This window comes from Neotabrizicola paludis (assembly GCF_044142105.1).
Taxonomy (GTDB): Bacteria; Pseudomonadota; Alphaproteobacteria; order Rhodobacterales; family Rhodobacteraceae; genus Pseudogemmobacter.
Genome location: NZ_JBGTYM010000001.1, coordinates 723,355 through 750,035, shown reverse-complemented (window position 1 = coordinate 750,035; position 26,681 = coordinate 723,355). Strand labels below are relative to the sequence as shown.

The 26,681-nt window shown below is 65.6% G+C and carries 27 protein-coding genes and 1 tRNA gene; 14 read left to right on the top strand and 14 right to left on the bottom strand.

What is annotated here, in order from left to right; translation table 11 throughout:
• Positions 1–8: 8 nt before the first annotated feature.
• Positions 9–692: an invasion associated locus B family protein gene (locus tag ACED67_RS03555; RefSeq protein WP_395540151.1), complete on the bottom strand. Its 684-nt coding sequence runs from the start codon at positions 690–692 to the stop codon at positions 9–11.
• Between the two features lie 481 nt (positions 693–1,173).
• Between ACED67_RS03555 and ACED67_RS03550 the strand changes: the two genes are divergently transcribed.
• Both ACED67_RS03550 and ACED67_RS03545 read left to right on the top strand, forming a co-directional pair.
• On the top strand, positions 1,174–2,742 hold the full coding sequence (locus tag ACED67_RS03550) for a helicase HerA-like domain-containing protein (RefSeq protein ID WP_395540150.1): 1,569 nt from the start codon (positions 1,174–1,176) through the stop codon (positions 2,740–2,742).
• A 102-nt stretch (positions 2,743–2,844) separates the two neighbouring features.
• The gene (locus tag ACED67_RS03545; RefSeq protein WP_395540149.1) at positions 2,845–4,203 is read left to right on the top strand and encodes a CAP domain-containing protein; all 1,359 of its coding nucleotides are present in this window, start codon (positions 2,845–2,847) and stop codon (positions 4,201–4,203) included.
• 7 nt (positions 4,204–4,210) lie between these two features.
• Here the strand turns inward: ACED67_RS03545 and ACED67_RS03540 are convergent, their stop codons facing one another.
• The 4 genes from ACED67_RS03540 to ACED67_RS03525 are packed head-to-tail and all read right to left on the bottom strand — an operon-like array spanning position 4,211 to position 8,179.
• On the bottom strand, positions 4,211–5,494 hold the full coding sequence (locus tag ACED67_RS03540; RefSeq protein ID WP_395540148.1) for an HlyC/CorC family transporter: 1,284 nt from the start codon (positions 5,492–5,494) through the stop codon (positions 4,211–4,213).
• 51 nt (positions 5,495–5,545) lie between these two features.
• Positions 5,546–6,499: a tyrosine recombinase gene (locus ACED67_RS03535; protein ID WP_395540147.1), complete on the bottom strand. Its 954-nt coding sequence runs from the start codon at positions 6,497–6,499 to the stop codon at positions 5,546–5,548.
• Positions 6,499–8,055: a hypothetical protein gene (locus ACED67_RS03530; RefSeq protein ID WP_395540146.1), complete on the bottom strand. Its 1,557-nt coding sequence runs from the start codon at positions 8,053–8,055 to the stop codon at positions 6,499–6,501. Before ACED67_RS03530 ends, ACED67_RS03535 begins: the two co-directional genes overlap by 1 nt.
• Entirely contained in the window at positions 8,045–8,179 is a 135-nt protein-coding gene (locus ACED67_RS03525) for a hypothetical protein (RefSeq protein WP_395540145.1), read from the bottom strand. The genes ACED67_RS03530 and ACED67_RS03525 overlap by 11 nt, the downstream gene beginning before the upstream one ends.
• A gap of 223 nt (positions 8,180–8,402) precedes the next feature.
• Between ACED67_RS03525 and ACED67_RS03520 the strand changes: the two genes are divergently transcribed.
• On the top strand, positions 8,403–8,948 hold the full coding sequence (locus tag ACED67_RS03520) for a shikimate kinase (protein WP_395540144.1): 546 nt from the start codon (positions 8,403–8,405) through the stop codon (positions 8,946–8,948).
• Between the two features lie 3 nt (positions 8,949–8,951).
• A complete protein-coding gene (gene aroB / locus ACED67_RS03515) occupies positions 8,952–10,061 on the top strand; it encodes a 3-dehydroquinate synthase (protein ID WP_395540143.1) in 1,110 nt (369 codons plus the stop codon).
• A 72-nt stretch (positions 10,062–10,133) separates the two neighbouring features.
• On the opposite strand, the gene ACED67_RS03510 is transcribed toward aroB, so the two are convergent.
• A tRNA-Gln gene (locus tag ACED67_RS03510) sits at positions 10,134–10,208 on the bottom strand.
• A gap of 58 nt (positions 10,209–10,266) precedes the next feature.
• On the opposite strand from ACED67_RS03510, the gene ACED67_RS03505 reads away from it, so the two are divergent.
• Complete coding sequence (locus tag ACED67_RS03505; RefSeq protein ID WP_395540142.1) at positions 10,267–11,442, top strand: BaiN/RdsA family NAD(P)/FAD-dependent oxidoreductase; 1,176 nt, start codon at positions 10,267–10,269, stop codon at positions 11,440–11,442.
• 157 nt (positions 11,443–11,599) lie between these two features.
• On the opposite strand, the gene kdsA is transcribed toward ACED67_RS03505, so the two are convergent.
• The 4 genes from kdsA to ACED67_RS03485 all read right to left on the bottom strand — a co-directional run bounded on the left by kdsA (position 11,600) and on the right by ACED67_RS03485 (position 16,203).
• A complete protein-coding gene (kdsA, locus tag ACED67_RS03500) occupies positions 11,600–12,430 on the bottom strand; it encodes a 3-deoxy-8-phosphooctulonate synthase (protein WP_395540141.1) in 831 nt (276 codons plus the stop codon).
• An 18-nt stretch (positions 12,431–12,448) separates the two neighbouring features.
• Positions 12,449–14,143 (bottom strand): KpsE/RkpR family capsule polysaccharide export protein, encoded by a 1,695-nt coding sequence (locus tag ACED67_RS03495; RefSeq protein WP_395540140.1) that lies wholly within the window; start codon positions 14,141–14,143, stop codon positions 12,449–12,451.
• Positions 14,130–14,780 carry an ABC transporter ATP-binding protein gene (locus tag ACED67_RS03490; protein ID WP_395540139.1) on the bottom strand — a complete coding sequence of 217 codons (651 nt, stop codon included), beginning with the start codon at positions 14,778–14,780 and terminating at the stop codon, positions 14,130–14,132. The genes ACED67_RS03495 and ACED67_RS03490 overlap by 14 nt, the downstream gene beginning before the upstream one ends.
• Positions 14,781–14,976: 196 nt before the next feature.
• The gene (locus ACED67_RS03485) at positions 14,977–16,203 is read right to left on the bottom strand and encodes a Na+/H+ antiporter NhaA (protein WP_395540138.1); all 1,227 of its coding nucleotides are present in this window, start codon (positions 16,201–16,203) and stop codon (positions 14,977–14,979) included.
• A gap of 83 nt (positions 16,204–16,286) precedes the next feature.
• On the opposite strand from ACED67_RS03485, the gene ACED67_RS03480 reads away from it, so the two are divergent.
• The 4 genes from ACED67_RS03480 (at position 16,287) to rpsI (ending at position 18,797) form a co-directional block, all read left to right on the top strand.
• Positions 16,287–16,895, top strand: coding sequence for a uracil-DNA glycosylase family protein (locus ACED67_RS03480; protein ID WP_395540137.1), 609 nt, complete (start codon positions 16,287–16,289; stop codon positions 16,893–16,895).
• A complete protein-coding gene (locus tag ACED67_RS03475) occupies positions 16,892–17,677 on the top strand; it encodes an SseB family protein (RefSeq protein ID WP_395540136.1) in 786 nt (261 codons plus the stop codon). Before ACED67_RS03480 ends, ACED67_RS03475 begins: the two co-directional genes overlap by 4 nt.
• A gap of 150 nt (positions 17,678–17,827) precedes the next feature.
• Positions 17,828–18,292: a 50S ribosomal protein L13 gene (rplM, locus tag ACED67_RS03470; RefSeq protein ID WP_395540135.1), complete on the top strand. Its 465-nt coding sequence runs from the start codon at positions 17,828–17,830 to the stop codon at positions 18,290–18,292.
• Between the two features lie 4 nt (positions 18,293–18,296).
• A complete protein-coding gene (rpsI, locus tag ACED67_RS03465) occupies positions 18,297–18,797 on the top strand; it encodes a 30S ribosomal protein S9 (protein ID WP_395540134.1) in 501 nt (166 codons plus the stop codon).
• 140 nt (positions 18,798–18,937) lie between these two features.
• Here rpsI and ACED67_RS03460 read toward each other — a convergent pair whose 3' ends face one another.
• Positions 18,938–19,153: a YjiS-like domain-containing protein gene (locus ACED67_RS03460; RefSeq protein ID WP_395540133.1), complete on the bottom strand. Its 216-nt coding sequence runs from the start codon at positions 19,151–19,153 to the stop codon at positions 18,938–18,940.
• A gap of 92 nt (positions 19,154–19,245) precedes the next feature.
• On the opposite strand from ACED67_RS03460, the gene ACED67_RS03455 reads away from it, so the two are divergent.
• From ACED67_RS03455 to ACED67_RS03435, 5 genes are all read left to right on the top strand, one after another.
• Positions 19,246–20,649, top strand: coding sequence for an aminotransferase-like domain-containing protein (locus tag ACED67_RS03455; protein WP_395540132.1), 1,404 nt, complete (start codon positions 19,246–19,248; stop codon positions 20,647–20,649).
• Positions 20,650–20,859: 210 nt separating this feature from the next.
• Positions 20,860–21,117, top strand: a complete 258-nt coding sequence (locus ACED67_RS03450) for a hypothetical protein (RefSeq protein WP_395540131.1) — start codon at positions 20,860–20,862, stop codon at positions 21,115–21,117.
• Positions 21,118–21,281: 164 nt separating this feature from the next.
• Complete coding sequence (locus tag ACED67_RS03445; RefSeq protein WP_395540130.1) at positions 21,282–22,151, top strand: ABC transporter permease; 870 nt, start codon at positions 21,282–21,284, stop codon at positions 22,149–22,151.
• The gene (locus tag ACED67_RS03440) at positions 22,148–22,957 is read left to right on the top strand and encodes an ABC transporter permease (protein WP_395540129.1); all 810 of its coding nucleotides are present in this window, start codon (positions 22,148–22,150) and stop codon (positions 22,955–22,957) included. The genes ACED67_RS03445 and ACED67_RS03440 overlap by 4 nt, the downstream gene beginning before the upstream one ends.
• Positions 22,954–24,051, top strand: coding sequence for an ABC transporter ATP-binding protein (locus ACED67_RS03435; RefSeq protein ID WP_395540128.1), 1,098 nt, complete (start codon positions 22,954–22,956; stop codon positions 24,049–24,051). Before ACED67_RS03440 ends, ACED67_RS03435 begins: the two co-directional genes overlap by 4 nt.
• A 126-nt stretch (positions 24,052–24,177) precedes the next feature.
• Here ACED67_RS03435 and ACED67_RS03430 read toward each other — a convergent pair whose 3' ends face one another.
• The 3 genes from ACED67_RS03430 to metA all read right to left on the bottom strand — a co-directional run bounded on the left by ACED67_RS03430 (position 24,178) and on the right by metA (position 26,654).
• Entirely contained in the window at positions 24,178–24,792 is a 615-nt protein-coding gene (locus ACED67_RS03430; RefSeq protein ID WP_395540466.1) for a TetR/AcrR family transcriptional regulator, read from the bottom strand.
• Positions 24,789–25,661: a polyphosphate kinase 2 gene (ppk2, locus tag ACED67_RS03425; protein ID WP_395540127.1), complete on the bottom strand. Its 873-nt coding sequence runs from the start codon at positions 25,659–25,661 to the stop codon at positions 24,789–24,791. The genes ACED67_RS03430 and ppk2 overlap by 4 nt, the downstream gene beginning before the upstream one ends.
• Before the next feature lie 66 nt (positions 25,662–25,727).
• Entirely contained in the window at positions 25,728–26,654 is a 927-nt protein-coding gene (metA, locus tag ACED67_RS03420; protein ID WP_395540126.1) for a homoserine O-acetyltransferase MetA, read from the bottom strand.
• Positions 26,655–26,681 lie beyond the last annotated feature (27 nt).

Here is a 26,681-nt window from a genome sequence, read left to right as displayed (position 1 = left end):
TTAGGCGATCAGGGAGCCGGCGTCGGTGTCGGCGCTGCTGCCTTGTCGGCGGCATCGGCCGCCTTGTTGTCGGCCGCGACCGCATCCATCCCGGCTGTGAAGCCCTTCAGCGACACATCGAGCAGCACTTTCTGGTCCGGCGCGACGAAAGGCACGATGCTCATCGTGGCCTTGGCGCCTTTCTTGAACATCGCCATTTCCTCGGCGGTAAAGCCAAGACGGGCGACGCAGCCGATCTGGGTGCAGAAGGTGAACGGATAGGCACGTTCCTTGCTGCCATCGATCGACAGGCGCAGGCCTTCGGTCAGCAGCGTTTCCAGCGGCGCGATCAGGTTCGCACCGGCCGCGGCGGGGCCGGTCTGGCCCTCCGGCAGGGTGAAGACCGAGAATTCGGCGACCGAATTGCCGTTGCTGTCCTTCAGAAGCTGGTAGAGCTGGCAGGGATCGGCGCCCGATTGCGTCTTGATGCAGCGCTGTTCCCAGGCATCGAACTTGGCCTTGATGTAGGTGTCGCCCACCTTGGCCCCGGCGCTGCCCACCTCGATCCCCATGCTCAGGCCTTCGGCCGAGCTGCCATCGGCCTGAACGGTCGCCCCGTCAGCGGGTGTCGGCGTGGCGTCCTGAGCTGCCGCCGCCATCGGCGTGGCAAGCGCGGCAAGCAGGGCAAGAAGCGGAAGCGGTCTGGTCTTCATCGCGCGAAGGTCCTTTTGGCCTGTACGGTCCGGGTCGTTGCTGCCCGGGGTCGCGGCGGTGTTAGCATGGGGCGACACGGGTGTCAGGTCGGAAAAGCGTGATCGGCGGAGAGGGCGCGTGACCGGGCCTCTGGGCAAAAGATGTAAAAAAGGGCCGGAAAACCGGCCCTTTCATCGCGCGATCACGCGTTTTTCTTATGCTCCCTGTCGGACTGGCCGACTTCATGTCAGGACGCTATTGCGCTTTTCATGGCAGGTCAACGGGATTTTTCAAGACTGTTACTGACCGAAAGATCAAAAAAAACCGCACATTTTCAATGCTGCGGCCAGATCGCCAAAGAGGAAGGGCCGCTTGGTCGCCGGCAGGTGTGCAGAAGGGAACAAGACTGGCGGGACCTGCTTAAGAATGTATGTTCAGGGCAGATGCGCTGCTGCGACGGGCGGGCGTCACAGGCAAAGTCTTGACCGGGGGATGGGCAGAGTGGGCGATCAGGGTGCGGTGGACAATATCTTCGTGGGCGGCGGTGGCGAAGGCTATGCGGTGCCGCAGGATCTGCTTCTGAAATTCGGCAACCGCCACGGTCTGATCGCCGGGGCGACCGGCACGGGCAAGACGGTGACGCTTCAGGTTCTAGCCGAGGGCTTTGCCGCCGCCGGGGTGCCGGTTTTTCTGGCGGATGTGAAGGGCGATCTCACCGGGCTTTGCGAGGCGGGCGATCCATCGGGCAAGCTGCATGAGCCCTTCACCAAACGCGCCGCCACCATCGGCCTTGACCTGCGCTATCGCGCCTTCCCTGTGACCTTCTGGGATCTCTTTGGCGAAAAGGGCCATCCGATCCGCACGACGGTGGCCGAGATGGGCCCCTTACTGCTGTCGCGCCTGCTGGAACTTTCCGAGCCCCAGGAGGGCGTCCTCAACGTCGCTTTCCGACTGTCGGACGAGGAAAACCTTCCGCTTCTCGACATGAAGGACCTTCAGGCGCTTCTGACCTTCGTGGCCGAGAATGCCGAAGACCTTTCGGCCCGCTATGGTCTGGTCGGCAAGGATTCGGTCGGCGCGATCCAGCGCCGACTTCTGGTGCTGGAGAACGAGGGCGGGGCCAAGCTCTTTGGCGAACCCGCGCTGGACCTGGCCGATCTGATGCTGGCCGATGCGAATGGCGATGGCCGGATCAACATCCTTGCCGGCGACCGGCTGATGAACTCGCCCCGGCTTTACGCAACCTTCCTGCTCTGGCTCCTTTCCGAACTGTTCGAGACCCTGCCGGAAGTGGGCGACCCCGATAAGCCCAAGCTCGTCTTCTTCTTCGACGAGGCGCATCTGCTGTTCGACGACGCGCCCAAGGCACTGGTCGCCAAGGTGGAACAGGTGGCGCGACTGATCCGCTCGAAGGGCGTCGGCGTCTATTTCATCACCCAGAACCCGGCGGATGTGCCCGAGGCGATCCTGGGCCAGTTGGGCAACCGGGTGCAGCATGCCCTGCGGGCCTTTACCGCCAAGGATCAGAAGGACCTGCGCCTTGCGGCCGAGACCTATCGGCCCAATCCCCGGTTCAAGATCGAGGATGCGATCCGCGATGTCGGAACGGGAGAGGCGGTGACCTCGTTCCTGGAACTGAAGGGCATCCCAGGCATGGCCGAGCGCACGCTGGTGCGCCCGCCTTCCAGCCGCCTTGGCCCGGCCGATCCGCAGGCGCGCGCGGCGGCGATGGCTGGCTCTCCTGTCGCGGGAAAATATGACACCCTTGTCGACCGCGAAAGCGCCTGGGAGAAGCTGCGGGCACGATCCGAGAAGGCGGCGCGCGCCGCCAAGGACCCCGAAGACGATGGCGCAAGCGGCGGGACCGTCGTGGCCGATGACGGTTTCAGCCATGCCCGGCGCTATGACGGGGGGCGGGCAAAACCCGTGGCGCAGAAATCGACCACCTCCGCGCGCCGGTCGGATTCGGTGACCGAAGCTTTCGCCAAGAGCTTTGCCCGTCAGCTTGGCACCAAGTCGGGTCAGGCCATCGTACGCGGGGTTCTGGGTACACTTTTCGGAAAGCGCTAGGGGCTTCTTCGCGCTTTGCCCGCACAAGGGCACGCGCGGGACATTTCACCGCCGCAATCGGGACAGAAGGTGCAGCCCTGTCCCGCTGCCGCGAGCCCTGCCATGACCCTGACTGCCGACGAGCAAGTCCTGCTGGAACTGATCAACCGGGCGCGGCTTGATCCGATGGGAGAAGCTGCGCGCTATGGCATCGACCTCAATGCTGGACTGGCGGCTGGTACGCTTTCGGGCGGCTCTCGCCAGGTGCTGGCACCGAATGCACTGCTGGAAGAAGCGGCGCGGCTACATTCCGTCTGGATGCTGAATGCGGATATCTTCAGCCATACCGGCGCGGGCGGCTCGCAACCCTGGGACCGCGCAACCGACGCGGGCTATAACTGGCGCACCATCGGCGAGAACATCTCCTGGCGCGGCACGACCGCCGCGGCCCAGGATGCGGTTGGCATGGTCCTGTCGCATCACGAAGGCCTGTTCCGCAGTGCGGGCCACCGGGTCAACCTGCTGAACGATTCCTTCCGCGAAATCGGGCTCAGCCGCGAGCAGGGCCGGTTCCTGCAAGGCGGCACAAACTGGAATGCGTCGATGCTGACCGAACTTTTCGGCACGTCGGGGACACCGCGCTACCTGACCGGCGTGGTCTATAGTGACTTGAATGCAGACAAGTTCTACAGCCTCGGCGAAGGCAAGGGCGGCGCGCTGTTTGCGCTTGGTGATGCCACGACGGTCACCGCCGCGGCGGGGGGCTATTCCATCGGCACCTCGGCGACGGGCGCGGTCGGCGTCACTGGCCGGACGGCCGAAGGCATCACATTCACCGCCACGGTCGATATGAGCCTTGGCAACGTGAAGCTCGATATTGTCGATGGCAACATCTTCTATGCCTCAGGGTCGCTGACGCTTGGCACAGGTATCCATCGCGGCCAGCTTCTGGGCACCAATGCCCTGTCGCTGACCGGAAACGGGGCCGACAACATCCTCGCTGGCAATGCCGCCGGAAACCTGATCGTCGGGCAGGCCGGCAACGACCGGATCTGGGGGCTCGATGGCAACGACCTGATCGGCGGCGATGCCGGCAACGACCAGATTTACGGCGGCCCCGGCCATGACACGCTGTTCGGCAATCAGGGCAATGACCTTGTCGATGGAGGTTGGGGCAATGACCGCCTGGTCGGCGTCGGCGGCAATGACACGCTGACCGGCGGGCCCGGGGCGGACAGATTCGAATTCTATGCCGCGACAGGCAGCGACCTGGTTACCGATTTCAAACTGGCAGATGGGGATCGGCTCGCGCTGGACGACGGGCTGTGGAGCAATGCCGCTTTGACCAAGGTGGAAGTCGTGGAGAGCTATGCCACCGTTACCGGGAATGGCGTCCTGCTCGATTTCGGCAGCAGTGGCACGATCTTCCTCGCCGGAGTGACAACCTTGAACGGCCTGTCCAACGCCATCGACATCATCTGACCCAAGGTCAGAGCGGGCGGATCTTCAACTTGGTGATCCGGTTCTCGCGCCGTGTCACCACTTCGAAGCGGAAGCCGTGGAAGCTGAAGACCTGGCCCTCGGCCGGGATCATCATCGCCTCATGGATCACCAGACCCGCGATCGTATTGGCCTCGTCATCCGGCAATTGCCAGTCGGTCGCGCGGTTCAGGTCGCGGATCGTCATCGCGCCATCGACCAGATAGGCGCCATCCTCAGCCTGGGACAGGCTGCCCTCGCGTGAGACCACGTCATGTTCGTCGGTGATCTCACCGACGATCTCTTCAAGGATGTCCTCCAGCGTGATCAGGCCCTGCAAGCCGCCATACTCATCGACGACCAGCGCGAAATGGGTGCGTCGCTTAAGGAATTCGCGCATCTGTTCGTCAAGGCTGGTGGTTTCGGGAATGAAATAGGGCTTCATCGCCACCTTGGCGATGTCCAGAGCCTCCAGCCCCTCGGGTGTCTCGCCGCGGACCAGCCGGTCCACCTCGCGCAGGAGGTCCTTGGCATGGACGACGCCCAGGATATTGTCATCCGACCCGCGATAGACCGGCAGGCGCGTGTGGGGTGAGCCGAGCACCTGCGTCAGCAGCGCGCCGGGCGGCTGGTCGGCATCGAGCATTTCGATCTGGCGGCGGTGGCGCATGATCTCGTCCACCGTACGCTCGCCCAGATCCAGCGCGCCCAAAAGACGGTCGCGGTCTTCCTTTTCCACCGCGCCCTCGGAATGGCCAAGCGCGATGGCGCCGACGATCTCCTCGCGCAGGGCCAGCGGATTGTCCTCGGGATTGGTCTTGACGCCGAAAAGGCGCAAGAGAAACCGCACCAGGACCTGCACCAGGGCGACGATGGGCGCCAGAAGGAAGGTCAGGATACGGATGATTGGTGACACACGCGAGGCAACGGTCTCGGGATAGGTGATTGCAAGCGTCTTGGGCATGACTTCGCCGAAGATCAGCACCAAGGCCGTCATCACCAGCGTCGCCAGCGCCACGCCGCTGTCGCCGAAGAGCCGGGTCAGCAGCGCCGTGGCCAGCGCCGAGGACAGGATGTTGACGACATTATTGCCCAGAAGCAGGGCGCCGATAAGGCGTTCGCGATCTTCAGTCAGCTTCATCGCCGCGCCTGCGCCGACCGATCCCTTGTCGGCCTGGGTCTTGAGCTTGGCACGCGAGGCTGCCGTCAGCGCGGTTTCCGAGCCCGAGAAGAATGCGGAAGCCAGGATCAGGGCAAGGATGGCGGCGGTGGTGATCCAGAAGGCGGTGTCCATGGCGGGTCTAAACGGGCTTTCTTGTCAGGAAAATGCAAGGGGAACGGGCCCTTATGGGCGGGATTTCGGTTTGTGCGCAAGCGGGTGGTGGGTCAGCACCAGATCGCGCAGATGTTCGTCCAGCACATGCGTGTAAATCTCGGTCGTCGCGACATCGGCATGGCCAAGCAGCGTCTGGATCACCCGCAGATCGGCACCGCCTTGCAACAGATGCGTCGCGAAGGCATGGCGCAGCACGTGCGGCGTGACCTGGGCCGGATTGATTCCGGCGTCCAGTGCGAAGGCTTTCAGCAGCAGGAAGAAAGCCTGTCGGCTCAGATGCCCCGCCTTGCCGGAGCCGGGAAAGAGGTGTTTCGGCACTGCCTCTCCCGATTTGCGCAGCGCCTCGGCCTGGCTGTCAAGCTCGGCCAGCCAGGCCTGTGCCGCAGCGCGGGCCGGGGCCGACAGCGGCACCAGCCGTTCCTTGTCGCCCTTGCCCCGCACGAGGATCATGCGCGGATCGCCCCGGAGCGCCGACTGTGGCAGGCTGACCAGTTCGGTCACCCGCAGGCCCGTCGCATATAGCAATTCCATCAGCGCCGCGTTGCGCAAACGCTCGGCAGGCGTCTTGCCATGGGCGCGGGCCGCCTCGATCAGAAGGGTGCAGTCCTGCGGCGACAGGGTTTTGGGCAGCCGCTGCGCGCGACCGGGGCCCGAGATGCGCAAGGCGGGGTTGTCGGCGCGCCAACCCTCGTCGAAGGCAAAGCGGAAGAGGCCCCGGATCGCGGAAAGGCGGCGCGCGCGGGTGGCCTTGGACAGGCCCTGCGCATCGCAGAAGATCAGGTAGTCCTCGATCCCGGCCCGGGTCACGCTGGCCAGCGCATGACCCTTGCGGTCCGCCCAGCCGATGAAATCCAGCGCGTCGCGGCCATAGGACAGCCGCGTGTTCATCGCGGCACCGGCCTCGGCGGCCAGCGCGTCCAGCCAGGCGGAGACCCATGCTTCGGCGGTTGCGGGCGCGGCCATCAGCCGCGTCGCTCCAGGATCATCAATTGCAGCGCCGTGCGCCGCGCGACCCCTTCCAGCCGCACCATCCGCAGGAGCGATAGGCCCTGCGTCACGCCCTGAAGATTGCCCTCGACCCCGCGCGCCACTTCCTCGATGGCCAGCAGAAGCGCCTCACCAAAACGGTCACCCTGGATCAGCGCGCGGGTCTGTTCTGACGGTGCCGGCGCAAGGAAGGCGGGGGCAATTGCGCGCGCCATGCTGTCCGGGGCGGTCAGCCCGTCGATCTTACCGTTGGCAAGACCGGCAAGAAAAGCCTCGGTCGCGTCGGCCGGCTTGTGCGCCGCGGCGATGGCTTCGTAGCCCGGCGACAGAAGACCCACGCGAAAGGCAATGGCTGCGGCATCGCCGGTCAGCGGCACCTCGGCCAATTGTTTGCCGAAGAGCATGGCGAAGGGCACTTCCAGCTCGACCTCCTGCATCCGCGCCCAGACCGGTGGCAGGGTCTGCGCGATCCGGTCAGTATCGCCACTGCGCAGCGCTGCGTCGAATTCTTGAAAGGCATCCACCCGGTCCCAGACCCCGCCCGAAGCGGCGGCGTCGCGCTGGGTGTAAAGGCCAAGCAGCACATTGGGCGCGATGGTTCCGGCCCGCGTCAAACGCTCGGCGGCCTCGATCTGCGCCTTCCAGCCCGCCGTGTCGGAAATCTCGGCATAGGCAAAGGCCACGGGCAGGCTCGCGGTCGGAAGCGTCTCGCCGACGGCTTCGTAGATTTTCCAGTCAAGCGGCGTCACCGGACTGGGCGGCGGCAGCATCGACTGGCCCTCGGCCAAGGCGGGGTCAAGGAATCGCGCCAGAAGATCTGCCTGTGCTTCGGAGACCTGCCCCAGCGCGGCGGCGGTTTGCAGGGTCAGCGCCGCGGCGTCCCATTCCCCCGCCCGCGCAAGACAGAAAACGCGGGCCTGGAAGGTGGGCGCCAGCCCGGGCGCGGCCTGCATCGTCTCGCAGGCCCGGTTCTCGTCGCCGGTCAGAAGCGCGATGTCGAAGGCGCGGCGGAACAGCTCGGGCGTCTCGGCCCCGGCAATGTCGATCAACGCCGCGGCCTGTTCCAGCGCGCCCAGGGCCAGCAGCTTGTCGATGCGCAACTGCAGCAACCGCCCGGTTGTGCCCGCATCTGCGGGGGGCGTGGCCTCGGCCAGCAGCACCGTCAGGAACAACTGGCGCAGGGCGGGAAGGCTGTCCATCCGGTCGTCGGTAAGGGCGCGACCGATCTCTTCCGTCCGGCCCGCGCCCCAGAGATTGCGCGGCAGGCCCGAGACGGCAGGCGCGATCAGCCCGACCGCATCGGGCGAGGCGGCATCAAGCGGCGTTGTCGCCACAGCGGCGGGCAGGGCGCCCCCCTTGCTGACCGGCGGCTCGTTCGGCACTGCGACCGGCACGGCGGCGGGTGTCGTGGGCGGCGCGGTCACCGATTGCGACAGCCAGTCGATCGCGGATAGAGGATCGCCCCCCGCCGCCAGCACGGGCGCAGCAGAGACCAGCAGCACCAGTGCGGGCGGGGCAAGCCTAATCGGCATTCAGCACCACGGGTTTCTTCACCTCGTTCTGCGCCGGGGTCAGATCGCCCAGATAGGCAAAGGCCGTCAGCCCGGCGAATCCGATAATCGCCAGCACGATCAAAGCCTTGAAAATACGTCCCATCCGTTCTGTTCCCGTCCTGCCCGTGCCTTGCCTGCACTGTTGTCGCCTCGCGGCCCCGTGCCGGCGGCTCGGTCCGCGTTCAGGGGTCCTGACCTTTCACCGGGCCGGGTTCCCCTGCTTCGCGTGCGAATATATATGGCTTTCCGGCGAAGATCACGCCATTGAGGGGAGAAAAGCGCCGGTTCGGCAGTGCAGCGCCCGGGGCTTCACGACAAGGTGAAGGGTGATGCTTCGGCTGCAAAAGACCGTTGTGATGGTTGGGATGATGGGCGCTGGAAAAAGCGCTGTGGGGGCGGCGCTGGCGCGGCTGCTCAAGGTGCAATGCCTTGATTCGGACGAAGAGATTGTTCGGGCCGCCAATGCCACCATTCCCGAGATCTTCGAACGCGATGGCGAACCCTTTTTCCGCGACCGCGAGGCCGAGGTGATCGGGCGGCTACTTCGGGGCACGCCCTGCGTGCTGTCGACCGGCGGCGGTGCCTTCATGTCGGAGCGCAACCGAGACCAGATTCGTGCGGCAGGTGTTTCGGTCTGGTTGCGAGTCGACCTTGACCTTTTGTGGCAACGGGTTCGGCACAAGAACACGCGGCCGCTTTTGCGGACCGCCAACCCGCGCGAGACGCTGCGCAAGCTCTACGAGATGCGGGTGCCCGTCTATGCCCTGGCCGATCTTGCAGTGGATGCCGCGCCCGAATACTCGGTCGAACAGATGGCGGTCCGGGTGATCGAAGCGCTGAAGACCCGGCCGGATGTGCTGAAAGCGGAGTAGGACATGCTGAACACGGTGCCGGTGAACCTGGGCGAGCGCAGCTATGAGGTGCGCATCGGCACCGGGCTGGTCGCGCGCGCGGGGGCCGAGATCGCGCCCTTGCTGCGGCGCAAACGCGTGGCGGTGGTGACGGATGAGACCGTGGCCGCGGCACATCTGCCTGCGCTCGAGGCCGCTTTGGCGGCCGAGGGCATCGCGGTACAATCGCTGGCCCTGCCGCCCGGCGAGGGGACCAAGGGTTGGTCCCAGTTCGCGCGCTGCGTCGAATGGCTGCTGGAGGCCAAGGTCGAGCGCAAGGATGTGGTCATCGCTCTTGGCGGTGGCGTGATCGGCGATCTTGTCGGCTTCGCGGCCGCAGTGCTGCGACGGGGGGTGCGCTTCGTGCAGATCCCGACGACCCTTCTGGCACAGGTCGATTCCAGTGTGGGCGGCAAGACCGGCATCAACACCGCGCAGGGCAAGAATCTTGTTGGAAGCTTCCACCAGCCTTCGCTGGTGCTGGCCGATATCGGCGTGCTGGAAACGCTTCCGCCGCGCGATTTTCTGGCCGGGTATGGTGAGGTGGTGAAATACGGGCTGCTGGGTGATGCCGATTTCTTCGATTGGCTGGAAAAGGCCGGTCCGATCCTGGCCAGCGACCGGACCGCTCGGCTGCGGGCCGTGACCCGCTCGGTCGAGATGAAGGCCGGAATCGTCGAGCGCGACGAGACCGAAGAAGGCGAGCGCGCCCTTCTGAATCTGGGCCATACCTTCTGTCACGCGCTTGAAAAGGCGACAGGATATGGCGACCGGCTCTTGCATGGCGAGGGGGTGGCCATCGGTTGCGCCTTGGCTTTCGAGCTGTCGCAGCGGCTGGGCCTCTGTGCGCAGGAAGCGCCCAGCCGGGTCCGCGCCCATCTGCGCGCCATGGGGATGAAGGTCGATCTGGCGGATATTCCGGGCGACCTGCCAGGACCCGAGGCGCTGATGGCGCTGATGGCGCAGGACAAGAAAGTGGTGGATGGCAGGCTGCGCTTCATCCTGGCGCGCGGCATCGGTCAGGCCTTCGTGGCCGAAGACGTGCCGGGCAATCTGGTGTCCGGCCTTCTGGCCGAAGCGCTGGCGCGGCGCTGAACAAGCGGTGCGGGGCGAGGAAGGCCCCGCATATCAACGCCTTGGCGTCGCATCTGCATGTTGTGTGGAAGTTGGCTGGGGCGCCAGGATTCGAACCTGGGAATGGCGGTACCAAAAACCGCTGCCTTACCACTTGGCGACGCCCCAACCGTGCGGCGGTGTTTAGCGGGTGGTCTCGGGGGCTGCAAGAGGGGTTTTGAGGCAAATGGCGTGGGATGTGATCGTTCTTGGGGCCGGGGCGGCCGGGATGATGGCCGCGATCGAGGCTGGACGGCGCGGAAGGCGGGTTCTGGTGGTGGAACACGCGGCGAAACCGGGTGAGAAGATTCGAATCTCGGGCGGGGGACGCTGCAATTTCACCAATCGCGAAATCGCGGTGGATCGATTCCTTGGGCAAAATCCGCGCTTTGCGCTGTCGGCGCTGAAGCGGTTCACCCAATGGGATTTCATCGCGCGCATGGATGCGGCGGGAATCGCCTGGCATGAGAAGACCTTGGGACAGCTGTTCTGCGACGGACCGGCGACGCAGGTTGTAGACTGGCTGCGCCGCGAGATGGCAGAGGCGGAGGTGACGCTTTGGACGGGGTGCACCCTGGGCGCCGTAAGCCGCAAAGGTCCTGATTTTGCTGTGGAAACTGCCAGAGGGGTTCAGGAAGCCGCGGCGGTCGTGGTGGCGACCGGTGGCAAATCCATCCCGAAGATGGGGGCGTCGGGGCAGGGGTATCAGATCGCGCGCGATTTCGGGATGGCGGTGACCGAGACGCGGCCTGCGCTGGTGCCGCTGACCTTTGCCGAGCAGGAGCTGGACTGGCTGCGGCCTCTGGCGGGCGTCTCCTTGCCCGGGCGGGTGAGTTGCGGGCGCAAGGGCTTTGACGAGGCGTTGCTTTTCACCCATCGCGGGCTGTCTGGTCCGGCGGTGCTGCAAATCTCAAGCTATTGGCGCGAGGGCGAGGAGATTTCGGTCAATCTTCTGCCAGGCGTCGATGCGGCGGGGGCCTTGCGGGCGGCCAAGGCGCGGTCGGGCAAAGCGCAGCTTTCCACCGCGCTGGCGGGGCTGCTGCCGGAACGCCTGGCGCGACATATGGCTGAAATTTCAAGGCTTTCCGGCCCCTTGGCCGAGATGCGCAGCGATGCCCTGGACCGCGTGGCGCAGGGCTTGCAGGATTGGCGGCTGAAGCCTGTCGGGTCTGAAGGATACCGGACGGCCGAGGTTACGCTGGGCGGCGTGGATACCGAGTGTCTGGATGCCCGGACGATGGCGGCCAAGGCGGTGCCGGGCCTGTATTTCGTGGGCGAAGTCGTCGATGTGACCGGGTGGCTGGGCGGGTATAATTTTCAATGGGCCTGGTCGAGCGGCTGGGCGGCGGGGCAGGTGGCCTGAGGGGCGCAAGCCCTTGGGAACGCGGCGTTAACTGGCGCTTACGGGCATCTGGCGACGGTCTTCCGAACGTCTTCCGATTGTCTTCCAAACGTCTTCCGCCGCGCCGTTCACGGGCGCGGGGCGCGGGCATTCACCAAGGGGCACGAATCGCGCCGGATCAGACGTGCAGCGGATCGGCCTTGGCCAGCCGGTCGAAGGCCATCAGGCTGGCGACCAGTGCGGGCATCTGGGCTAAGGGCACCATGTTCGGTCCGTCGGATGGCGCCCGGTCAGGGTCTTCATGGGTTTCGATGAAGACGCCCGCCACGCCCAGCGACACGGCGGCGCGGGCCATGACCGGCGCGAATTCGCGCTGGCCGCCGGAAGAACCGCCTTGGCCACCGGGTTGCTGCACCGAATGGGTGGCGTCCATGATCACCGGCCAGCCGGTACGGGCCATGATCGGCAGGGCGCGCATATCGGCGACGAGGGTATTGTAGCCGAAGCTGACCCCGCGCTCGGTGAGAAGGATGCGCTCATTGCCGGTCGAGGCGACCTTGTCGGCGACATTCGCCATGTCCCAGGGCGCGAGGAACTGACCCTTCTTCACATTGACCACCGCGCCGGTCTTTCCGGCGGCCAGCAGCAGGTCGGTCTGGCGGCAGAGGAAGGCCGGGATCTGGATCACATCGACCACCGTCGCCGCCTCGACCGCCTGACCGGCATCATGGACATCGGTCAGGACGGGAATGCCCGTGGCACGGATCGCGGCGAGAACCTTGAGCCCCGCCTCCATCCCCATGCCGCGCCGCCCCGAAAGTGAGGTCCGGTTCGCCTTGTCATAGCTGGCCTTGAAGACATAGCCCGCGCCGGCCGCCTTGCAGGCCTCGGCCATCTGCCCGGCGATCATCTGGGCATGGTCGAGGCTTTCCAACTGGCAGGGCCCGGCGATCAGCACCAGGGGCAGGTCATTGCCGGCGGTCAAGCCGCCGATCTTCACGCGTTTCATCGCATCAATCCCGATCTGTCAGGACGAGACCTGCTCGCGCAGGATCGCCACGGTCATCGAGACCATGAGGTAGATGCCCAGAAGGATCAACAGCGTGACGAGGGTATTCTCGAAGACGCGCGGATAGGTGGCGACATCCGGCGCAACGGGCGAGACAGAGGGCGTCAGATAGCGGACCTGGCGATTGGCCTCGACCCTGGCATTCTCCATCGCTTGCAGGGCCTGGCCCAGGATGGCCTGACGCGTGGTCACATCGGCCTGGGCGACGAAAAGATCGCCCTGCACTTCGGCAAGCCCGGCATCCGTGCCGTTGCCTTCGGTCAGCCGCGCCCGCAGGCGGGCAATCTCGTCTTCCAGCGTGACGATGCGGCGCTTGACCGGCTCCATCCGCGCCTGGTTCGGGGTGGCGTTGGCCTCCATCTGCGCAAGAGCCAGCTTTTCCTGGGTGAGCTGGGTTTCCAGTGCGCCGATCTGCGTCGTCAGCAGCCCGACTTCGACATCCGAGGACAGGATCTTGTATTTCTCCTGCAACTCGACCACGCGGCGCTGCGCATCCCGCACCGCCTGTTCGGCCTCGTTATAGCTTTCCTGTGCTCCCTGCATCTGGTCTTCGCGCAGGCGTTGCGTCAGGTGATCGACCTGTTCCTCGGCATAGGCGATCAGCTGTTTGGACCATTCCTCGGACAAAGCGGGATCGGCCGCCATGACATCCATCTTGATGATCCCTTCGGTGGGATCATAGGAGATCTGAACGTATTTCCGGTACAGTTTATAGGCGGCTTCCAGCGTGGCATCGGCGGGCAGGCGCAGGAGCGGGTCGATCCCCGGCCCCTGGAAATGCGTGCGGAAGCCAAGATCCGCCTCGAGCCGCTGCAGGGCCTCGCGGCTTTGCAGATAGCCCTGCACGGCGATGGAATCCTGCGCCGCGGCCATGGGCGTGCCCGACAGCATGCTGCCCATGCCCGCGGCGGCCGGGGGTTCCGATTGCTTGATCTGGAATTCGGAATGGGTGGAATAGAACGGGGTCGCGACATAGGCGAAATACCAGCCCGCGACGATCGTCGGGAAGAAGACGAAGACGAACATCCGCGCGAAGAGGAGCGCCAGCCGGCGGCGGCGGCGTTTCGCCAGTTCGGCCTGCATTTTCAGGATTTCGGCGGCGTGGTTGACCTCGGCCCGCTGCTCGGTCGAGGGAAGCTGGATCGGCTTGACGGTCTGCGGCAGGCGGACGCCATCGCCGGGCAGCGGGGTCAGGGCACGGCCCGTGGCGGCGGACGCGGCGGGATCGCCTTCGGCGGTGACGAGTTCCAGCATCGAGGCGCGCTGGAACGGGTCGATCCCGGCCTCGCGCAGCAGGCGCACGGCATCGTAATCGGACGTGGCGGGCAGGTTGCGGCGCTGTGCGATGCGGCGGGCGGCGCGCAGCTGGCGCCCGGTCAGCCCTTCGCGGCGGATGGCGTCGAGCGAGGCTTCGACCGGATCGGCGGGGCTGACCGCCTCGACCGGGGCCGCGTTCGCCGCCGCGGTCGGGAAGACCTGGTTGCCGAAACCGTCATCATGGTTGTCGAAGAGCATCTCGGCCGCCGGGCCGGAGGCGGCTGCCGCGCGCGCGGCCTGGGGCGGCGTGGCGGGGTCCGCGGCCGGGGCGGCGGGCGGCGGGCTGGCCGGATCGGGCCGGCGGATATGGAACCGGGCGGCCTTAAGCATAGTCATAGAGACGCTTCGCTTCTTCGAGAGTGTCGAACATATACATCTGGCCATTGCGCAGCACCGCGGCCTGGCGGCAGAATTTTTCAAGCGTGCCGGGCTGATGCGAGACGATGACCACGGTGGAATTCTTCAGCCGCTCGCGCAGGATCGTGCCGGCCTTGCGGTTGAACTCGACATCCGAGGTCGAGGGCATGCCCTCGTCGATGAGGTAGATGTCGAATTCGATCGCCAGCATGAGCGAGAAGGTGAAGCGCGATTTCATGCCCGAGGAATAGGTCGAGATCGGCATCTCGAAATATTCGCCAAGCCCGCAGAGCCAGCGGCAGAAGCTTTCGACGTAATCGGGGTCGAGAGAATAGAGGCGCGCGATGTCGCGGCAATTCTGCAAGGCGGAATGCTTGCTGGAGACGCCCCCCATGAAGCCCAGCGGGAAGGAGACGCGGCAGGACTTGGTGATGCGGCCTTCATCGGGTTTTTCCAGCCCGGCCATCATCTGGATGATCGTGGTCTTGCCCGCGCCATTATGGGCGAGGATGCCGAGGGAGCGGCCCAGCTCGACCCGGAAGCTGGCGCGGTCGAGGATGACCTTGCGGCGCTTGCCGGTCCAGAACGACTTGGAGACAGTGTCGAACTCGATCATCTCGCCCCTTGCGCCGACCGGCGGTTGCGCCGCCGTCCGGCCTGCCCCTGATGCGGGTGATGCGGTTGGCCCGCCCGACCCTGCCAGACCTTCGTTAAGGTCCGGTTCCTGCCTTCCTTGCAGCGATGACAGGCTTTTGCGGCCTCATTATGTCGAGAAAATGGGGGGGCTGGCAATGGCGCAGCGGCGGCGGCGGTCACGTCGATGCGGCGTTGCGACCGGCGGGCCGCAGCAGAAGAAGGGCGGCGGGACCGGCAAGGAGGCTGAGGGCGAGGCCAAGGCGGGCGGCTTCCTGCATGGCGCCGCCGGGCAGGGACGCGTCGATGGCGATGGCCGGGACGGTGAAGCCCATGGCAAGGATCACGGCGATGCGGCCAAGATCGGCCAGGCTGACGCCGGGCGGCAAGCGCTCGCCGGTGGCGGCGGCGAGGGCGACGGCAGCGGCGATCATGCCCAGGGGCTTGCCGATCCAGAGGCTGCCCAGCAGGACAAGCGTGGTGGGCGCGAAGGCCATGAGGTCGACGCCGCCGCGCAACAGGCCGAAAAGGAAGAGGATCGCGGCCAGCGGCCGGGCGAGCAGATGGGCGAGCCGGTTGAGCGGGTCGTGCAGGAAGCCCTCGGCCTCGGCGAAAAGGCCGAAGCTGCGGTCGGCATGGGCAATGGCGGGGATCACCGGCAGAAGGCCAAGCGCGCCGGGCAGGCCCGACGCCGCGACCCCGAACCACGACAGCGCGCCCGCGACGAGATAGGGCCAGAGGGCAAGGGCGGCGCGCCTGTCGCGCTCGGTTGCCTGGGGGCCAAGGCGGCGGGCATGGAACCGCCAGACGGTCAGGCTGGCGGCAAGGGGAAGGGCCAGCCAGAGCAGCCGAATCGACAGATGCGGGTTGGCGAGGCCCAGGGTCACGAGGGCCAGGATGTCGGTGGCGATGGCAAGAAGGAGAAGGAGGTGCAGGGCAGGGTGGCCGGGGCCGAACAGCCGGCGCCCGATCAGATAGGCCAGCACCGTGTCGCTGCCCAGGGGCACGGTCCAGCCGCCGCCGGGCACGGCCTCGGCCGCGGTTTCGATCAGCGCCTGGAGGATCAGCCAGACCAGCGCCGCCCCCAGCATGCCACCCAGGGTCATCGCGGCGGGCAGGGCGGCGCGGCGGCCCGAAAGCGCGCCGCGTTCCAGGATCAGCGCCTCCCACAATTCCTTGCCGATGAAGAAGAAAAAGGCGGCCATGAGGATGTCGGTGACGATCATCAGCGGCGTCAGGCTGACGGCCATGTGCCACATCCATGCGGGGAGGGGCAGGTCGGCCAGCCGCCATTCGATGAAATCGTAGTAGCTTTCCGGCGCGAGATTGACCCAGAGCGTCGCAAGCCCGACGCCTGCGAGCAGGGCCTGGCCGAAATGGCGGACATGGGGAGAAATGCGATACATCGCGACACCTGTCTTTCGCCCCGGTCTAGCCGATCGCGGCGGCGGGGTGCAAGAATGGCGACCGCTAGGAATGGGGGGACGTGATGCAGGCTCCGCAGCATCTGGAGGAACTCGCGGCAGAGATCCGCGCCTGCCGACTGTGTGCGGCGCGCTTTGCCGCGACGGAAACGCATCATGAGCCGCGCCCGGTGGTCTGGTTCGCGCCGCAGGCGAGGGTGCTGATCGCCGGGCAGGCGCCGGGGGCGCGGGTCCATGCCTCGGGCAAGCCCTTCACCGACCCCTCGGGCGACAGGCTGCGGGCCTGGACCGGGCTGTCCGAGGCGGAATTCTATGACCTGAACCGGGTGGCGATCGTGCCGATGGCCTTCTGCTTTCCCGGCTATGACGCCAAAGGGGCTGATCTGCCGCCGCCGCCGATCTGCGCCGCGACCTGGCGGGCGCGGGTGATGGCGGGTCTGCCGCGGCTGCGGCTGGTTCTGGCGGTGGGCGGGGCGGCGATGCGCTGGCATCTGGCGCCGGGGCCGGTTTCGGCCCATGTCGGCAATTGGCGGGCGCTGGCGGCGCGCGGCACCTTCCCCTTGCCGCATCCGTCCTGGCGGAATACGGGGTGGCTCAAGCGCAATCCCTGGTTCGAGGCCGAGCTTGTGCCCGAATTGCAAGCCGCCGTGCGTGCGGCGCTGGAGGATGAATGACCGTCGCCACGCTTCTGGATGCCGCCCATGCGGCCCTGTCGGCCGATCCCGAGAACGAGACCCTGCGCCTGCGCTTTTTCGAGCGGCTGGCCGATGGCGAGATGTTCCTGCTGCTGGCGCGCGAGGCGGAGGGCGAGACGATCGACCCCCGTATCTTTCCACTGGAAAGCGGTCCGGTGGTTCTGGTCTTTGACCGCGAGGAGCGTCTGGCCGAGTTCTCGGGCGGCATCGCGCCCTACGCGGCGCTGCCTGGACGGGTGATCGCGGCGCAGCTAGCGGGGCAGGGGATCGGGCTGGGGGTGAATCTGGGCGTGGCGCCTTCGGAAATGCTGCTGCCGCCCGAGGCGCTGGACTGGCTGGCAGGCACGCTGGAAGGCGGGCCGGAAGAGGCGGAGGGCGTGCCGGAAGAAGTGCTGCCGCCATCGGCCCCGGAAGCCTTGGTCACCGGGCTGGATGCGAAACTGGCGAAGGCGGGCGGGCTGGCGCAGGCGGCGCTGCTGGCGGGGGTGCGCTATCAGGGCGGGCGGCGCGGGCATCTGCTGGCCTTTGTCGCGGCCGCCCCCGGCGCGGAACCTGCCTTGGCGCAGGCCGTGCGCGAGGCGCTGATCTTTTCCGGCATCGAGGCGGGCGAGCTGGATGTGGTCTTTCCGGCGGCGGACAGCCCGCTTGTGGCGGTGCTCATGCGGGTGGGCCTGCGCTTCGACCTGCCCGAGCCGGAGCGGGCCAGGCCGGTGCCTCTGGCGCCCGGGATGGATGAGGCGAGGCCGCCAAAGCTGCGTTGATTTGGGGTAAATTAATACCTCACATGTCAAGTTATTGATTTTTATAAATATTATATTCCGTTCTGCGCTTGACCCTATGCAGGGCTTCGGCGATAAGCCCGCATCCGAGATTCCGGGGGCCAACCCCTCGCATTTTCCGTAGGAACCACGATGAAAACCTTCACCGCTACTCCGGCGGACATCGAGAAGAAGTGGATCCTGATCGACGCCGAGGGCGTCGTTCTGGGCCGCCTCGCCACGATCGTCGCCAATATTCTGCGCGGCAAGAACAAGCCGACCTTCACCCCCCATATGGACATGGGTGACAATGTCATCGTCATCAACGCCGACAAGGTGCAGATGACCGGCAAGAAGCGCGACGACAAGGTCTATTACTGGCACACCGGCCATCCCGGCGGCATCAAGCAGCGCACCGCGCGGCAGGTGCTGGAAGGTGCCCACCCCGAGCGCGTGGTGGAAAAGGCCGTCGAGCGGATGATCACCCGCAACCGTCTGGGCCGTCAGCAGATGTCGAACCTGCGCGTCTATGCCGGCGCCGCCCATCCCCATGAAGCTCAGCAGCCGACCGTCCTGGACGTGAAGCCGCTGAACCCGAAGAACACCCGGAGCGCGTGAAGCCATGGCTGATATCAAGTCTCTCGACGATCTGAAATCGGCGGTGGGTGCGGTTGCGGCCCCGGCCGAAGCCGCCGCCCCCCGTGCCCCGGTCCGCGACAAGCTGGGCCGCGCCTATGCCACCGGCAAGCGCAAGGATGCGGTCGCCCGTGTCTGGGTCAAGCCGGGTTCGGGCAAGTTCCTGATCCGGAACAACAAGGGCAAGTTCATCGACTATTCGGAATACTTTGCCCGTCCGGTGCTGCAGATGATCCTGCGCCAGCCGTTCCAGATCGCCAATGTCGAAGGCCAGTTCGATGTGATCGCCACGGTTTCCGGCGGCGGTCTGTCGGGTCAGGCCGGTGCGGTGAAGCACGGCATCTCGAAGGCGCTGCAACTTTACGAACCCTCGCTGCGCCCGGCGCTGAAGGCCGCGGGCTTCCTGACCCGCGACAGCCGCGTGGTCGAGCGGAAGAAATACGGCAAGCCGAAGGCGCGCCGGTCCTTCCAGTTCTCGAAGCGCTGAGTTTCGGACAATCTTGCGAAAGGCCCGCCGTTCTGGCGGGCCTTTTTCTTTGGCCCGGATGGCGCCAGCGTTCGGGCATAAAAAAGGGGCCGGTTTCCCGGCCCCGAAGTCTGCTCAGGGGAGCATGGCGGAAGGCGCGGTCATTCGCGCCAGAAGGGTTTCGCGGTCTCATCCGCGCGCGATTGTACCGAAAGGCCGACATCGCGCAGCATATGGGTGTCCAGACGCGACAGGGCGCGGCGCGAGAGGCGGCGCTGTTCCCAAGCGGCGAGTGTCATGGCGACGGCCACAAGGGCGCGCGACACGGGCGGCAGGGCGGTGGTCGGGGCGGGCGAGAGCGCGGTGCTGCGGGGCATCTTGCCCCTCCTTCTGTTTGTGTTGATACAATCTTTGATATCTGGTACATCCCCTATAACAAATCCCCGGATTGAGTCGCCAGAGATACATTGTGACGGATACAAGTTGGAAACCTGACCTCGACGCCTATCCGGGACCCAAATATCAGGGCCTGTCCCGCGCGTTGCGCGACGCGATCCGTCAGGGCGACTTGCCGCAGGGCACGCAATTGCCGACGGTGCGTGACCTGGCCTGGCGGCTGAACCTGACGCCGGGAACGGTGGCGCGTGCCTACCAACTCGCGACACAGGAAGGACTTTTGGCCGCGACGGTCGGGCGCGGCACCTTTGTCGCAGCGCAGCGCCCGCGGCTTGGACCGACCCAGCCACTTTATACCGAACGGGTGAGCGGCGGCAGCACCGGCATTGTCGATCTGCGCCCGCCGCAAGTGCCGGAAGTGGGGCAGGCCGAGGCCTTTCGGACTGTATTGATGCAAATGGCGGATTGTACCGATACAGGCTGGCTCGATTATACCACCCAGCGCGGCGAGGCGGCGCTGCGGGCGGAAATCATCCGCTGGATGGGCGACCGGCTGCTGGGACCCTGTGGGCCAGAGGACGTCGCGCTGACCCATGGTGGACAGAACGCGGTCACGCTGATCCTGGACTGCGTCCTGCGCGGGGACCGGCCGGTGGTGCTGATCGAGGAACTGGCCTATCCGGGCTTCCGCTATGCCGCGCGTTCGGCCCGGGCAGAGGTCGTCGCGGTGGAGATCGACGATCAGGGCATCGTGCCCGAGGCACTGGAAGCCGCCTGCCGCCGCCATGGCCCGCAGCTTCTGTGCCTGACGACCGAGGCGCAGAACCCGAGCACGGGCCGGATGCCGGTCGAGCGACGGGCACGGATTGCGGCGATCGCGCGCAGCTACGACCTTCAGATCCTGGAAGACGATTGTTACTCGGTCGCGGAAAGCGACATTCCCAGCCTGCGCGCCCTGGCGCCCGAGCGGGTCTGGCTGGTTTCATCCGTGTCGAAGACGCTGTCGGCCGCGCTGCGCTTTGGCTTCGTGATCTGCCCGGTCGGCATGGGCGAAGCGGCACGGCTTTCGGCGCAATACGGGTTCTTCGCCCTGGGCCGCCCGGTTTCGGAAATGTGCCTGCGGCTGTTCTCGAGTGGCGCCGCGCATGAGATACGCACGCGGGTCCAGTCGATCTTTGCCGAACGCTTGCAGACCATGGTGAACCTGCTGGGCGGGTATGACCTGCGCTGGCAACAGGGCGTGCCCTTCGTCTGGCTGTCACTGCCGCTGGGCTGGCGCGCCTCGACCTTCACCCGCATGGCCGAGGCGGAGGGTGTGCTGGTGCGCCCCGCGGATGAATATGCGCTGGTCGGAGGGCGCGCGCCCAATGCCGTGCGGGTCGCGGTGGCGGGACATCTGCCCAAACACGAATTCGAGCGCGCGCTGGCAACGCTGGCCCGGCTGCTGGCCCATCCGCCCGCCGATCTGGCGGTCTGAGCCGGGCGAAATTGTGGCAAGATTGTGGCGCCACCGTGGCCAGATTTCGGCGGGCGTGGCGGAAATGACTCGATTTCCCATCCCCGGTCGGGCCTCGCGCGGCGATCCCGCGTATGTGATGCGCGGACGAATTGACGGCAGGGGCTGCGGCAAAGAATGGTGATGATGCGGGCAGATCCGCATCGATTGCAGTCAAAAGAGATCCTGAAAATGGGACACCAAACGTCTTTCCACGCGCCCCATGGGGGCGCGGATTTCCTGGGCTGGCGCAAGCGCAAGGGCGAGACCGAAATCGTCTATGACGATGGCGTCGCCCGCCGCATGGTCTGGCGCGTGGCCGCCGCACTGGCCAATGAAGAACGGCTCTCCGACGCGCTGCGTGTCGCCGTGTCCAGCCATCGCATCGTGCCGACGCTGTATGACGAGCTGAAAAAGCGGGCAATCGCCATCGAGCGCGTTGGCAGCTAGGCTGTCGCATCCCATCGGGCGGCAGCGGCCCCCTGCGCCGCAGGATTTTCGCTAGGACATTTGGCAAGGCCAGCCGAAACTGGCTTGCCAAGGCGATATTGCGGCGGCAAGATTTGATCAAACAAAGACGTCCGGCACCGGGAATCCGGGCCTCAGGGGGGCTGATGGCGCAGACGAACTCATCCGAGGCGAAGTCGGGCTGGCTTCTGATCTCGCCGCCCGCGATCTATGCCGCGCTGCTGCTGGCCGCGCCGCTGGCGACCGTCGTGATCTATTCGGTCCTGACCGGCGAAAAGGGCGCGGTCTCCTTGCCCTTCACCATCGAGAATTATACCGAGCTGGTGCAGAAGCCGATCTATCGCGTGCTGATGGGCCGGTCGCTGATGATCTCGTTCCTGGTCACACTGGCGACGGTGCTTCTGGCCTATCCGATCGCCTACTATGTCAGCTTCTATGTCAAGCCGTCGAAAAAGGCGCTGTGGCTGTTCCTGATCACCATCCCGTTCTGGACCAGCTACATCATCCGCGTTTCGCTGTGGCGCACGATCCTGGGCTATGACGGCATCGTCGACTCGATCGTCATGGGTCTTGGCCTGTCGGACACGCAGCTCAATATCCTGTCGAACGGCGTCGCCTCGATCATCATCACGCTCGCGCATGCCTATGCGCCCTTCGCGGTGCTGCCGATCTTTGTCAGCCTGGAGAAGGTCGATCGCTCGCTGCTTGAGGCGGGGCAGGATCTGGGCGAAAGCCGCTGGATGACCTTCCTGCGCGTGACCTTGCCCCTGTCCTTGCCCGGCGTGATCGCGGCGGTGCTTATCGTCTTCATCCCGACCGTGGGCGATTATGTGACGCCCGAACTGATCGGCGGCGGCAAGACCCCGATGATCGCCAACCTGATGGAAACGCAGATGCTCAAACAGCGCGATCAGGCCATGGGGTCGGCCATCGCCGTGGCGGCGATGACCATTGTGGCGGTGATCTCGCTCATCTTCGTCCTGTTGAACCGCCGCTTCCTGGGAGGCCGCAAATGAAACAGGGCCTCGGACTGAAGACCTACGCGCTGATCTATCTGTTCTTCCTCTATGCGCCGATCCTGATCCTGCCCCTGTTCGCCTTCAACGCGGGCACGGTGGTGGCCTTCCCGCTGAAGGGCTTTACCACGCAATGGTTCGGCGAGATGTGGGCCGACCAGAACCTGCGTCAGGCGCTGGGGCGCAGCCTGATCATCGCCTTCTCGACCGCGACCATCTCGACCGCGCTCGGCATCTTCGCCGCCCGGGCCTCGGTGCGCTACAATTTCCCCGGCAAAGCGCCTGTGATGGGCATGATCATGCTGCCCATGGTGCTGCCCGATATCGTGGTGGCGCTGGCGCTGCTGGTGGTTCTTCTGTCGCTGGGCGTCACGCTGTCGATCGGCACGGTCATCATGGGCCATGTGCTTCTGTGCATGCCCTTCGCCGTCGCCATCCTGACCTCGGCCTTCCAGTCGCTGGACAAGTCGCTTGAGGAGGCGGCGCTGGATCTGGGCGAGACGCCGTGGTCGACCTTCCGGCTGATCACCCTGCCGCTGGTCATGCCCGGCATTATCGCAAGCTTCCTGATCTGCTTCACGATCTCGATCGACGAGTTCGTCGTGGCCAACTTCCTCGGCTCGGGCAAGCCCGTGCTTTCCGTCTATATCTTCGGGCAGTTCCGCTTTCCGGCGAAAGTGCCCGCCATGCTGGCGCTCGGCACGATCCTCGTCGCCTTCTCGATCTGCCTGCTCGCCATCGCAGAATATTTCCGCCGCCGCGGCATCGCCCGCACAGGGGGCAAGGATTCCGGAGGCTTCCTGTGACAACCGACGAAAAACCCACGATGATCGAGTTCAAGGACGTCCATAAATACTATGGCGACTATCACGCGCTGCGCGGGATCAACGGCACGATCCGGGCGGGCGAGTTCTTCTCGCTTCTGGGCCCCTCGGGCTGCGGCAAGACCACGCTTCTGCGCACCATCGCGGGGTTCGAGGACATATCCTCGGGCGCGGTGCTGATCGACGGCAAGACCATGGCCAATGTCCCGGCCAATGCGCGGCCGACCAATATGGTGTTCCAGAGCTATGCGATTTTCCCGCATATGTCGGTGGCCGAGAATGTGGGCTTCGGCCTGCGCCGCGATCCGCGCTCGAAGGACGAGAAGGCCAAGGCCGTGGCCGAGGCGCTGGAGATGGTCGGCCTCAAGGGCTATGGCAACCGGGCGGCCCATGCGCTGTCGGGCGGGCAGCGGCAGCGGGTGGCCCTGGCCCGGGCGCTGATCCTGAAGCCCAAGGTCCTTCTGTTGGACGAGCCGCTCAGCGCGCTGGACAAGAAGATGCGCGAGCATATGCAGGTCGAGCTGATCAAGCTGCAACGCCAGGTCGGCATCACCTTCATCCTGGTGACGCATGACCAGGAAGAGGCGCTGGTCATGTCGGACCGTATCGCGGTGATGTTCGAGGGCGAGATCGCGCAGCTGGCCGATCCTGAAACCCTCTACCGCCGCCCGAATTCCAAGAAGGTGGCGGATTTCATCGGCACGATGAATTTCATCCCCTGCGAGATCGTCTCGGAAAGCGGCGGCAAGGTCACGGTCGATGCCAAGGGGCTGGGGCGGGTCGATCTGGATGTCGCGCAGGCGCCGCCCGCGCGTGGCGAGGCACCGGTCGTCGGCCTGCGCCCCGAGACGCTGACGCTATTGTATCCCGGCCAGACCACGACCGAGCGCACGACTGCGGGGCTGATCGACGAGGTGATCTATTTCGGCGACATGACCTATTACGACGTCTATCTGGGCGGCACCGATGTCGAAGTGCGCCTGTCGATGCGCAATGTCCCGGGCCGTCCGGTGCTGGAGGTTGGCACCAAGGTCGAGGTGACCTGGAGCCCCTCGGCGCTGGTGCTGTTCCGCTAGGCGGCTGGGCCGCCGGCGGAGATATCTGCGCAGAGTGGGGCGCGCGCCCTCTCTGCTCTTCGCCGTTCTTCTGTTCGCAAATATCCCGGGGGTCCGGGGGCAGCGCCCCGGGAGGGTCCCTCTCGCCTATCTGTCAGGCGGCAGCAGCCCCAGCCCGCGCAGATAGATGCCGATCCCGGCTTCCAGCAGGTCTTCGGGCGCGAAGGGTCCGGGGGCGGGGCCGCGGGCGTAAAGTTCCACCACGCCATGCGAGAAGGCGCGGACATGGGCCGAGACCATGGCGGCGGGCGGCCGGCGGTCGGGGGGCAGGTGGCGCGACAGGCCCGCAGCGGCGGCATCCAGCGTTTCCGAGGCCTTGCGCGACACCTGCGCCAGGTCGGGATGGTCGGCGAAGGACAGGCCGCTTTCGAACATCGCCTGATAATGGCCGGGATATTTGCGCGCGAAGGCCAGATAGGCGCGGCCCGTCGCCTCGAAGGCCGCCAGCGCCGTTGGGCGGCCCTGATCATAGGCATATTCCATCAGCGCGCCGAAAATGTCGAAGCCCTGCCGGGCCACTTCGGCCAGAAGCTCGTCACGCCCGGTGAAATGGCGGTAGACGGCGGCGGGGGTCACATCGGCGGCCTTGGCCGCTTCGGAAAGGGTAAAGCCCTGCGGCCCCTTTTCCGAGATCAGCGACAGGGCAGCCTCGACCAGGGCCTGGCGCAGATTGCCGTGATGGTAGCCGCGCTTCAACTTCAGCCCTGCTGCCTGAGCTTTGGCCCGCCGCAGATGGCGGGGTCGGGCGTGCCGATCTTGGCCAGGTCGCGGCCCTTGTAATCGACGGCCTGCAGGATCGACTGGATCGCCGCGATGCGGGCGCGCTTCTTGTCATCCGACAGGATCACCGTCCAGGGCGCGCGCTTGCGGCTGGTCTTCTCCATCGTCTCGTCGATCGCGGTGCAATAGTCATCCCATTTCGCCAGACCGTCGATGTCGATCTGCGACAGTTTCCACTGTTTCAGCGGGTCCTCTTCGCGGTCGAGGAAACGCTTGAGCTGTTCGGCCCGGCCGACCTCGAGCCAGATCTTCAGGAAGATGATGCCCTCGTCGACAATCATGTCCTCGAAGTCAGGCAGTTGCCGGAAGAACTTGGCGCGCTGCTCATCGGTGCAGAAGCCGAAGACATGCTCGATCACGGCGCGGTTGTACCAGCTCCGGTCGAAGAGCGCGATCTCGCCCTTGGCGGGCAGCCAGTCGATATAGCGCTGGAAATACCATTGCCCGGCCTCGCGTTCGGTCGGTTTTGACAGCGCCACGACAAAGGCCTGGCGCGGGTTCATATTCTCGGTCACGGCCTTGATGGTGCCACCCTTGCCGGCGGCATCGCGGCCCTCGAACAGCACGACCAGCCGCTTGCCGCTGGCCTTGATATCGGCCTGCATCCGGGCAAGTTCCAGTTGCAGCTCTTCCATCTTGGCAAGGTATTCCTTGCCCTTCATTTCTTCCCGATAGGGATAGGATTTGGACAGGATCGCATCCTTGTCGGCCGTTTCGATGGCCTTGCGCACCTCTTTCGGGGCGCCTTCCTTGAAGTAGCGGCTGATCGCGCTGTCGAAAGGCAGGGTCATCTTGGCCTCCATGGATGTGCCGCCAGTATGGCGGCGGTCAGGCGCCCAGGCAACGGGCGCCTGCTGTCAGCCGTGCCCGATCTTGCCAATGTCAAAGGGCGTGGTCTGGTAGATTTCGTTGATCCAGTTGCCATAGAGCAGATGGGCATGGCTGCGCCAGCGGTTCAGCGGCGGGCGCGCGGGATCGTCGTCGGGGTAATAGTTCATCGGCACGTTGATCGGCGTGCCATTGGCAACGTCGCGATCATATTCCTGCTTCAGCGTGTCGCTGTCATACTCGAAATGGTTGAAGATGTAGAGCGCGCGATGCGCCGGGTCCTCGACCAGACAGGGGCCGACCTCGTCGCTGCCCAGGAGCGTGCGCAGGCCGGGCGCGGCCGCGATCTCGGTCTCGCGCATCTCGGTCCAGCGGCTGACCGGGATGACGAAATCATCCGAAAAGCCGCGCAGATAGGGCGAGGTCGGGGCCAGGTTCTGGTGGCGGAAGCAGCCGAAGGCCTTGGCCTTGAGCATGTGCTTGGGCACGCGATGGAAATGGTTGATCATCGCCATGCCGCCCCAGCAGACGCCGAAGGTGGAATGGACATGGCTTTGCGTCCAGTCCATCACCTGGAGCAGCTCATCCCAATAGGTCACCTCCTCGAAGGCGAGATGCTCGATCGGGGCGCCGGTGATGATCAACCCGTCGAATTTCTCGTCCGAGGCCGCCACGTCCGAGAAGGGGCGGTAGAAGGTTTCCATATGTTCGGCCGCGGTGTTGCGGGTCTGATGTTCCGACATGCGGATCAGGTGCAGGTCGATCTGCAAGGGCGTGGCGCCGATCAGCCGGGCGAACTGGTTCTCGGTCTGGATCTTCTTGGGCATCAGGTTGAGCAGCCCGATGCGCAGCGGGCGGATGTCCTGATGCGCGGCGCGGTCGGGCGACATCACCATGACGCCCTCGTTCCGCAGGACATCATAGGCGGGGAGGGTTTCGGGCAGGGTGATGGGCATGACTTTGGCCTATTGCGAACGAACGGG

Bases quoted from the DNA above. Each gene is read 5' to 3' on its own strand.
- ACED67_RS03480 (WP_395540137.1), top strand. From the start codon at position 16,287: ATGCAGGCTCCGCAGCATCTGGAGGAACTCGCGGCAGAGATCCGCGCC.
- ACED67_RS03545 (WP_395540149.1), top strand. From the start codon at position 2,845: ATGACCCTGACTGCCGACGAGCAAGTCCTGCTGGAACTGATCAACCGG.
- ACED67_RS03440 (WP_395540129.1), top strand. From the start codon at position 22,148: ATGAAACAGGGCCTCGGACTGAAGACCTACGCGCTGATCTATCTGTTC.
- aroB (WP_395540143.1), top strand. From the start codon at position 8,952: ATGCTGAACACGGTGCCGGTGAACCTGGGCGAGCGCAGCTATGAGGTG.
- ACED67_RS03450 (WP_395540131.1), top strand. From the start codon at position 20,860: ATGGGACACCAAACGTCTTTCCACGCGCCCCATGGGGGCGCGGATTTC.
- ACED67_RS03535 (WP_395540147.1), bottom strand. From the start codon at position 6,499: ATGGCCGCGCCCGCAACCGCCGAAGCATGGGTCTCCGCCTGGCTGGAC.
- ACED67_RS03485 (WP_395540138.1), bottom strand. From the start codon at position 16,203: ATGTATCGCATTTCTCCCCATGTCCGCCATTTCGGCCAGGCCCTGCTC.
- ACED67_RS03540 (WP_395540148.1), bottom strand. From the start codon at position 5,494: ATGGACACCGCCTTCTGGATCACCACCGCCGCCATCCTTGCCCTGATC.
- ppk2 (WP_395540127.1), bottom strand. From the start codon at position 25,661: ATGACCCTGCCTTTCGACAGCGCGATCAGCCGCTACTTCAAGGAAGGC.
- ACED67_RS03495 (WP_395540140.1), bottom strand. From the start codon at position 14,143: ATGACTATGCTTAAGGCCGCCCGGTTCCATATCCGCCGGCCCGATCCG.
- ACED67_RS03505 (WP_395540142.1), top strand. From the start codon at position 10,267: ATGGCGTGGGATGTGATCGTTCTTGGGGCCGGGGCGGCCGGGATGATG.
- rplM (WP_395540135.1), top strand. From the start codon at position 17,828: ATGAAAACCTTCACCGCTACTCCGGCGGACATCGAGAAGAAGTGGATC.
- ACED67_RS03555 (WP_395540151.1), bottom strand. From the start codon at position 692: ATGAAGACCAGACCGCTTCCGCTTCTTGCCCTGCTTGCCGCGCTTGCC.
- ACED67_RS03475 (WP_395540136.1), top strand. From the start codon at position 16,892: ATGACCGTCGCCACGCTTCTGGATGCCGCCCATGCGGCCCTGTCGGCC.
- ACED67_RS03490 (WP_395540139.1), bottom strand. From the start codon at position 14,780: ATGATCGAGTTCGACACTGTCTCCAAGTCGTTCTGGACCGGCAAGCGC.
- rpsI (WP_395540134.1), top strand. From the start codon at position 18,297: ATGGCTGATATCAAGTCTCTCGACGATCTGAAATCGGCGGTGGGTGCG.
- ACED67_RS03525 (WP_395540145.1), bottom strand. From the start codon at position 8,179: ATGGGACGTATTTTCAAGGCTTTGATCGTGCTGGCGATTATCGGATTC.
- kdsA (WP_395540141.1), bottom strand. From the start codon at position 12,430: ATGAAACGCGTGAAGATCGGCGGCTTGACCGCCGGCAATGACCTGCCC.
- ACED67_RS03445 (WP_395540130.1), top strand. From the start codon at position 21,282: ATGGCGCAGACGAACTCATCCGAGGCGAAGTCGGGCTGGCTTCTGATC.
- ACED67_RS03460 (WP_395540133.1), bottom strand. From the start codon at position 19,153: ATGCCCCGCAGCACCGCGCTCTCGCCCGCCCCGACCACCGCCCTGCCG.
- ACED67_RS03530 (WP_395540146.1), bottom strand. From the start codon at position 8,055: ATGCCGATTAGGCTTGCCCCGCCCGCACTGGTGCTGCTGGTCTCTGCT.
- metA (WP_395540126.1), bottom strand. From the start codon at position 26,654: ATGCCCATCACCCTGCCCGAAACCCTCCCCGCCTATGATGTCCTGCGG.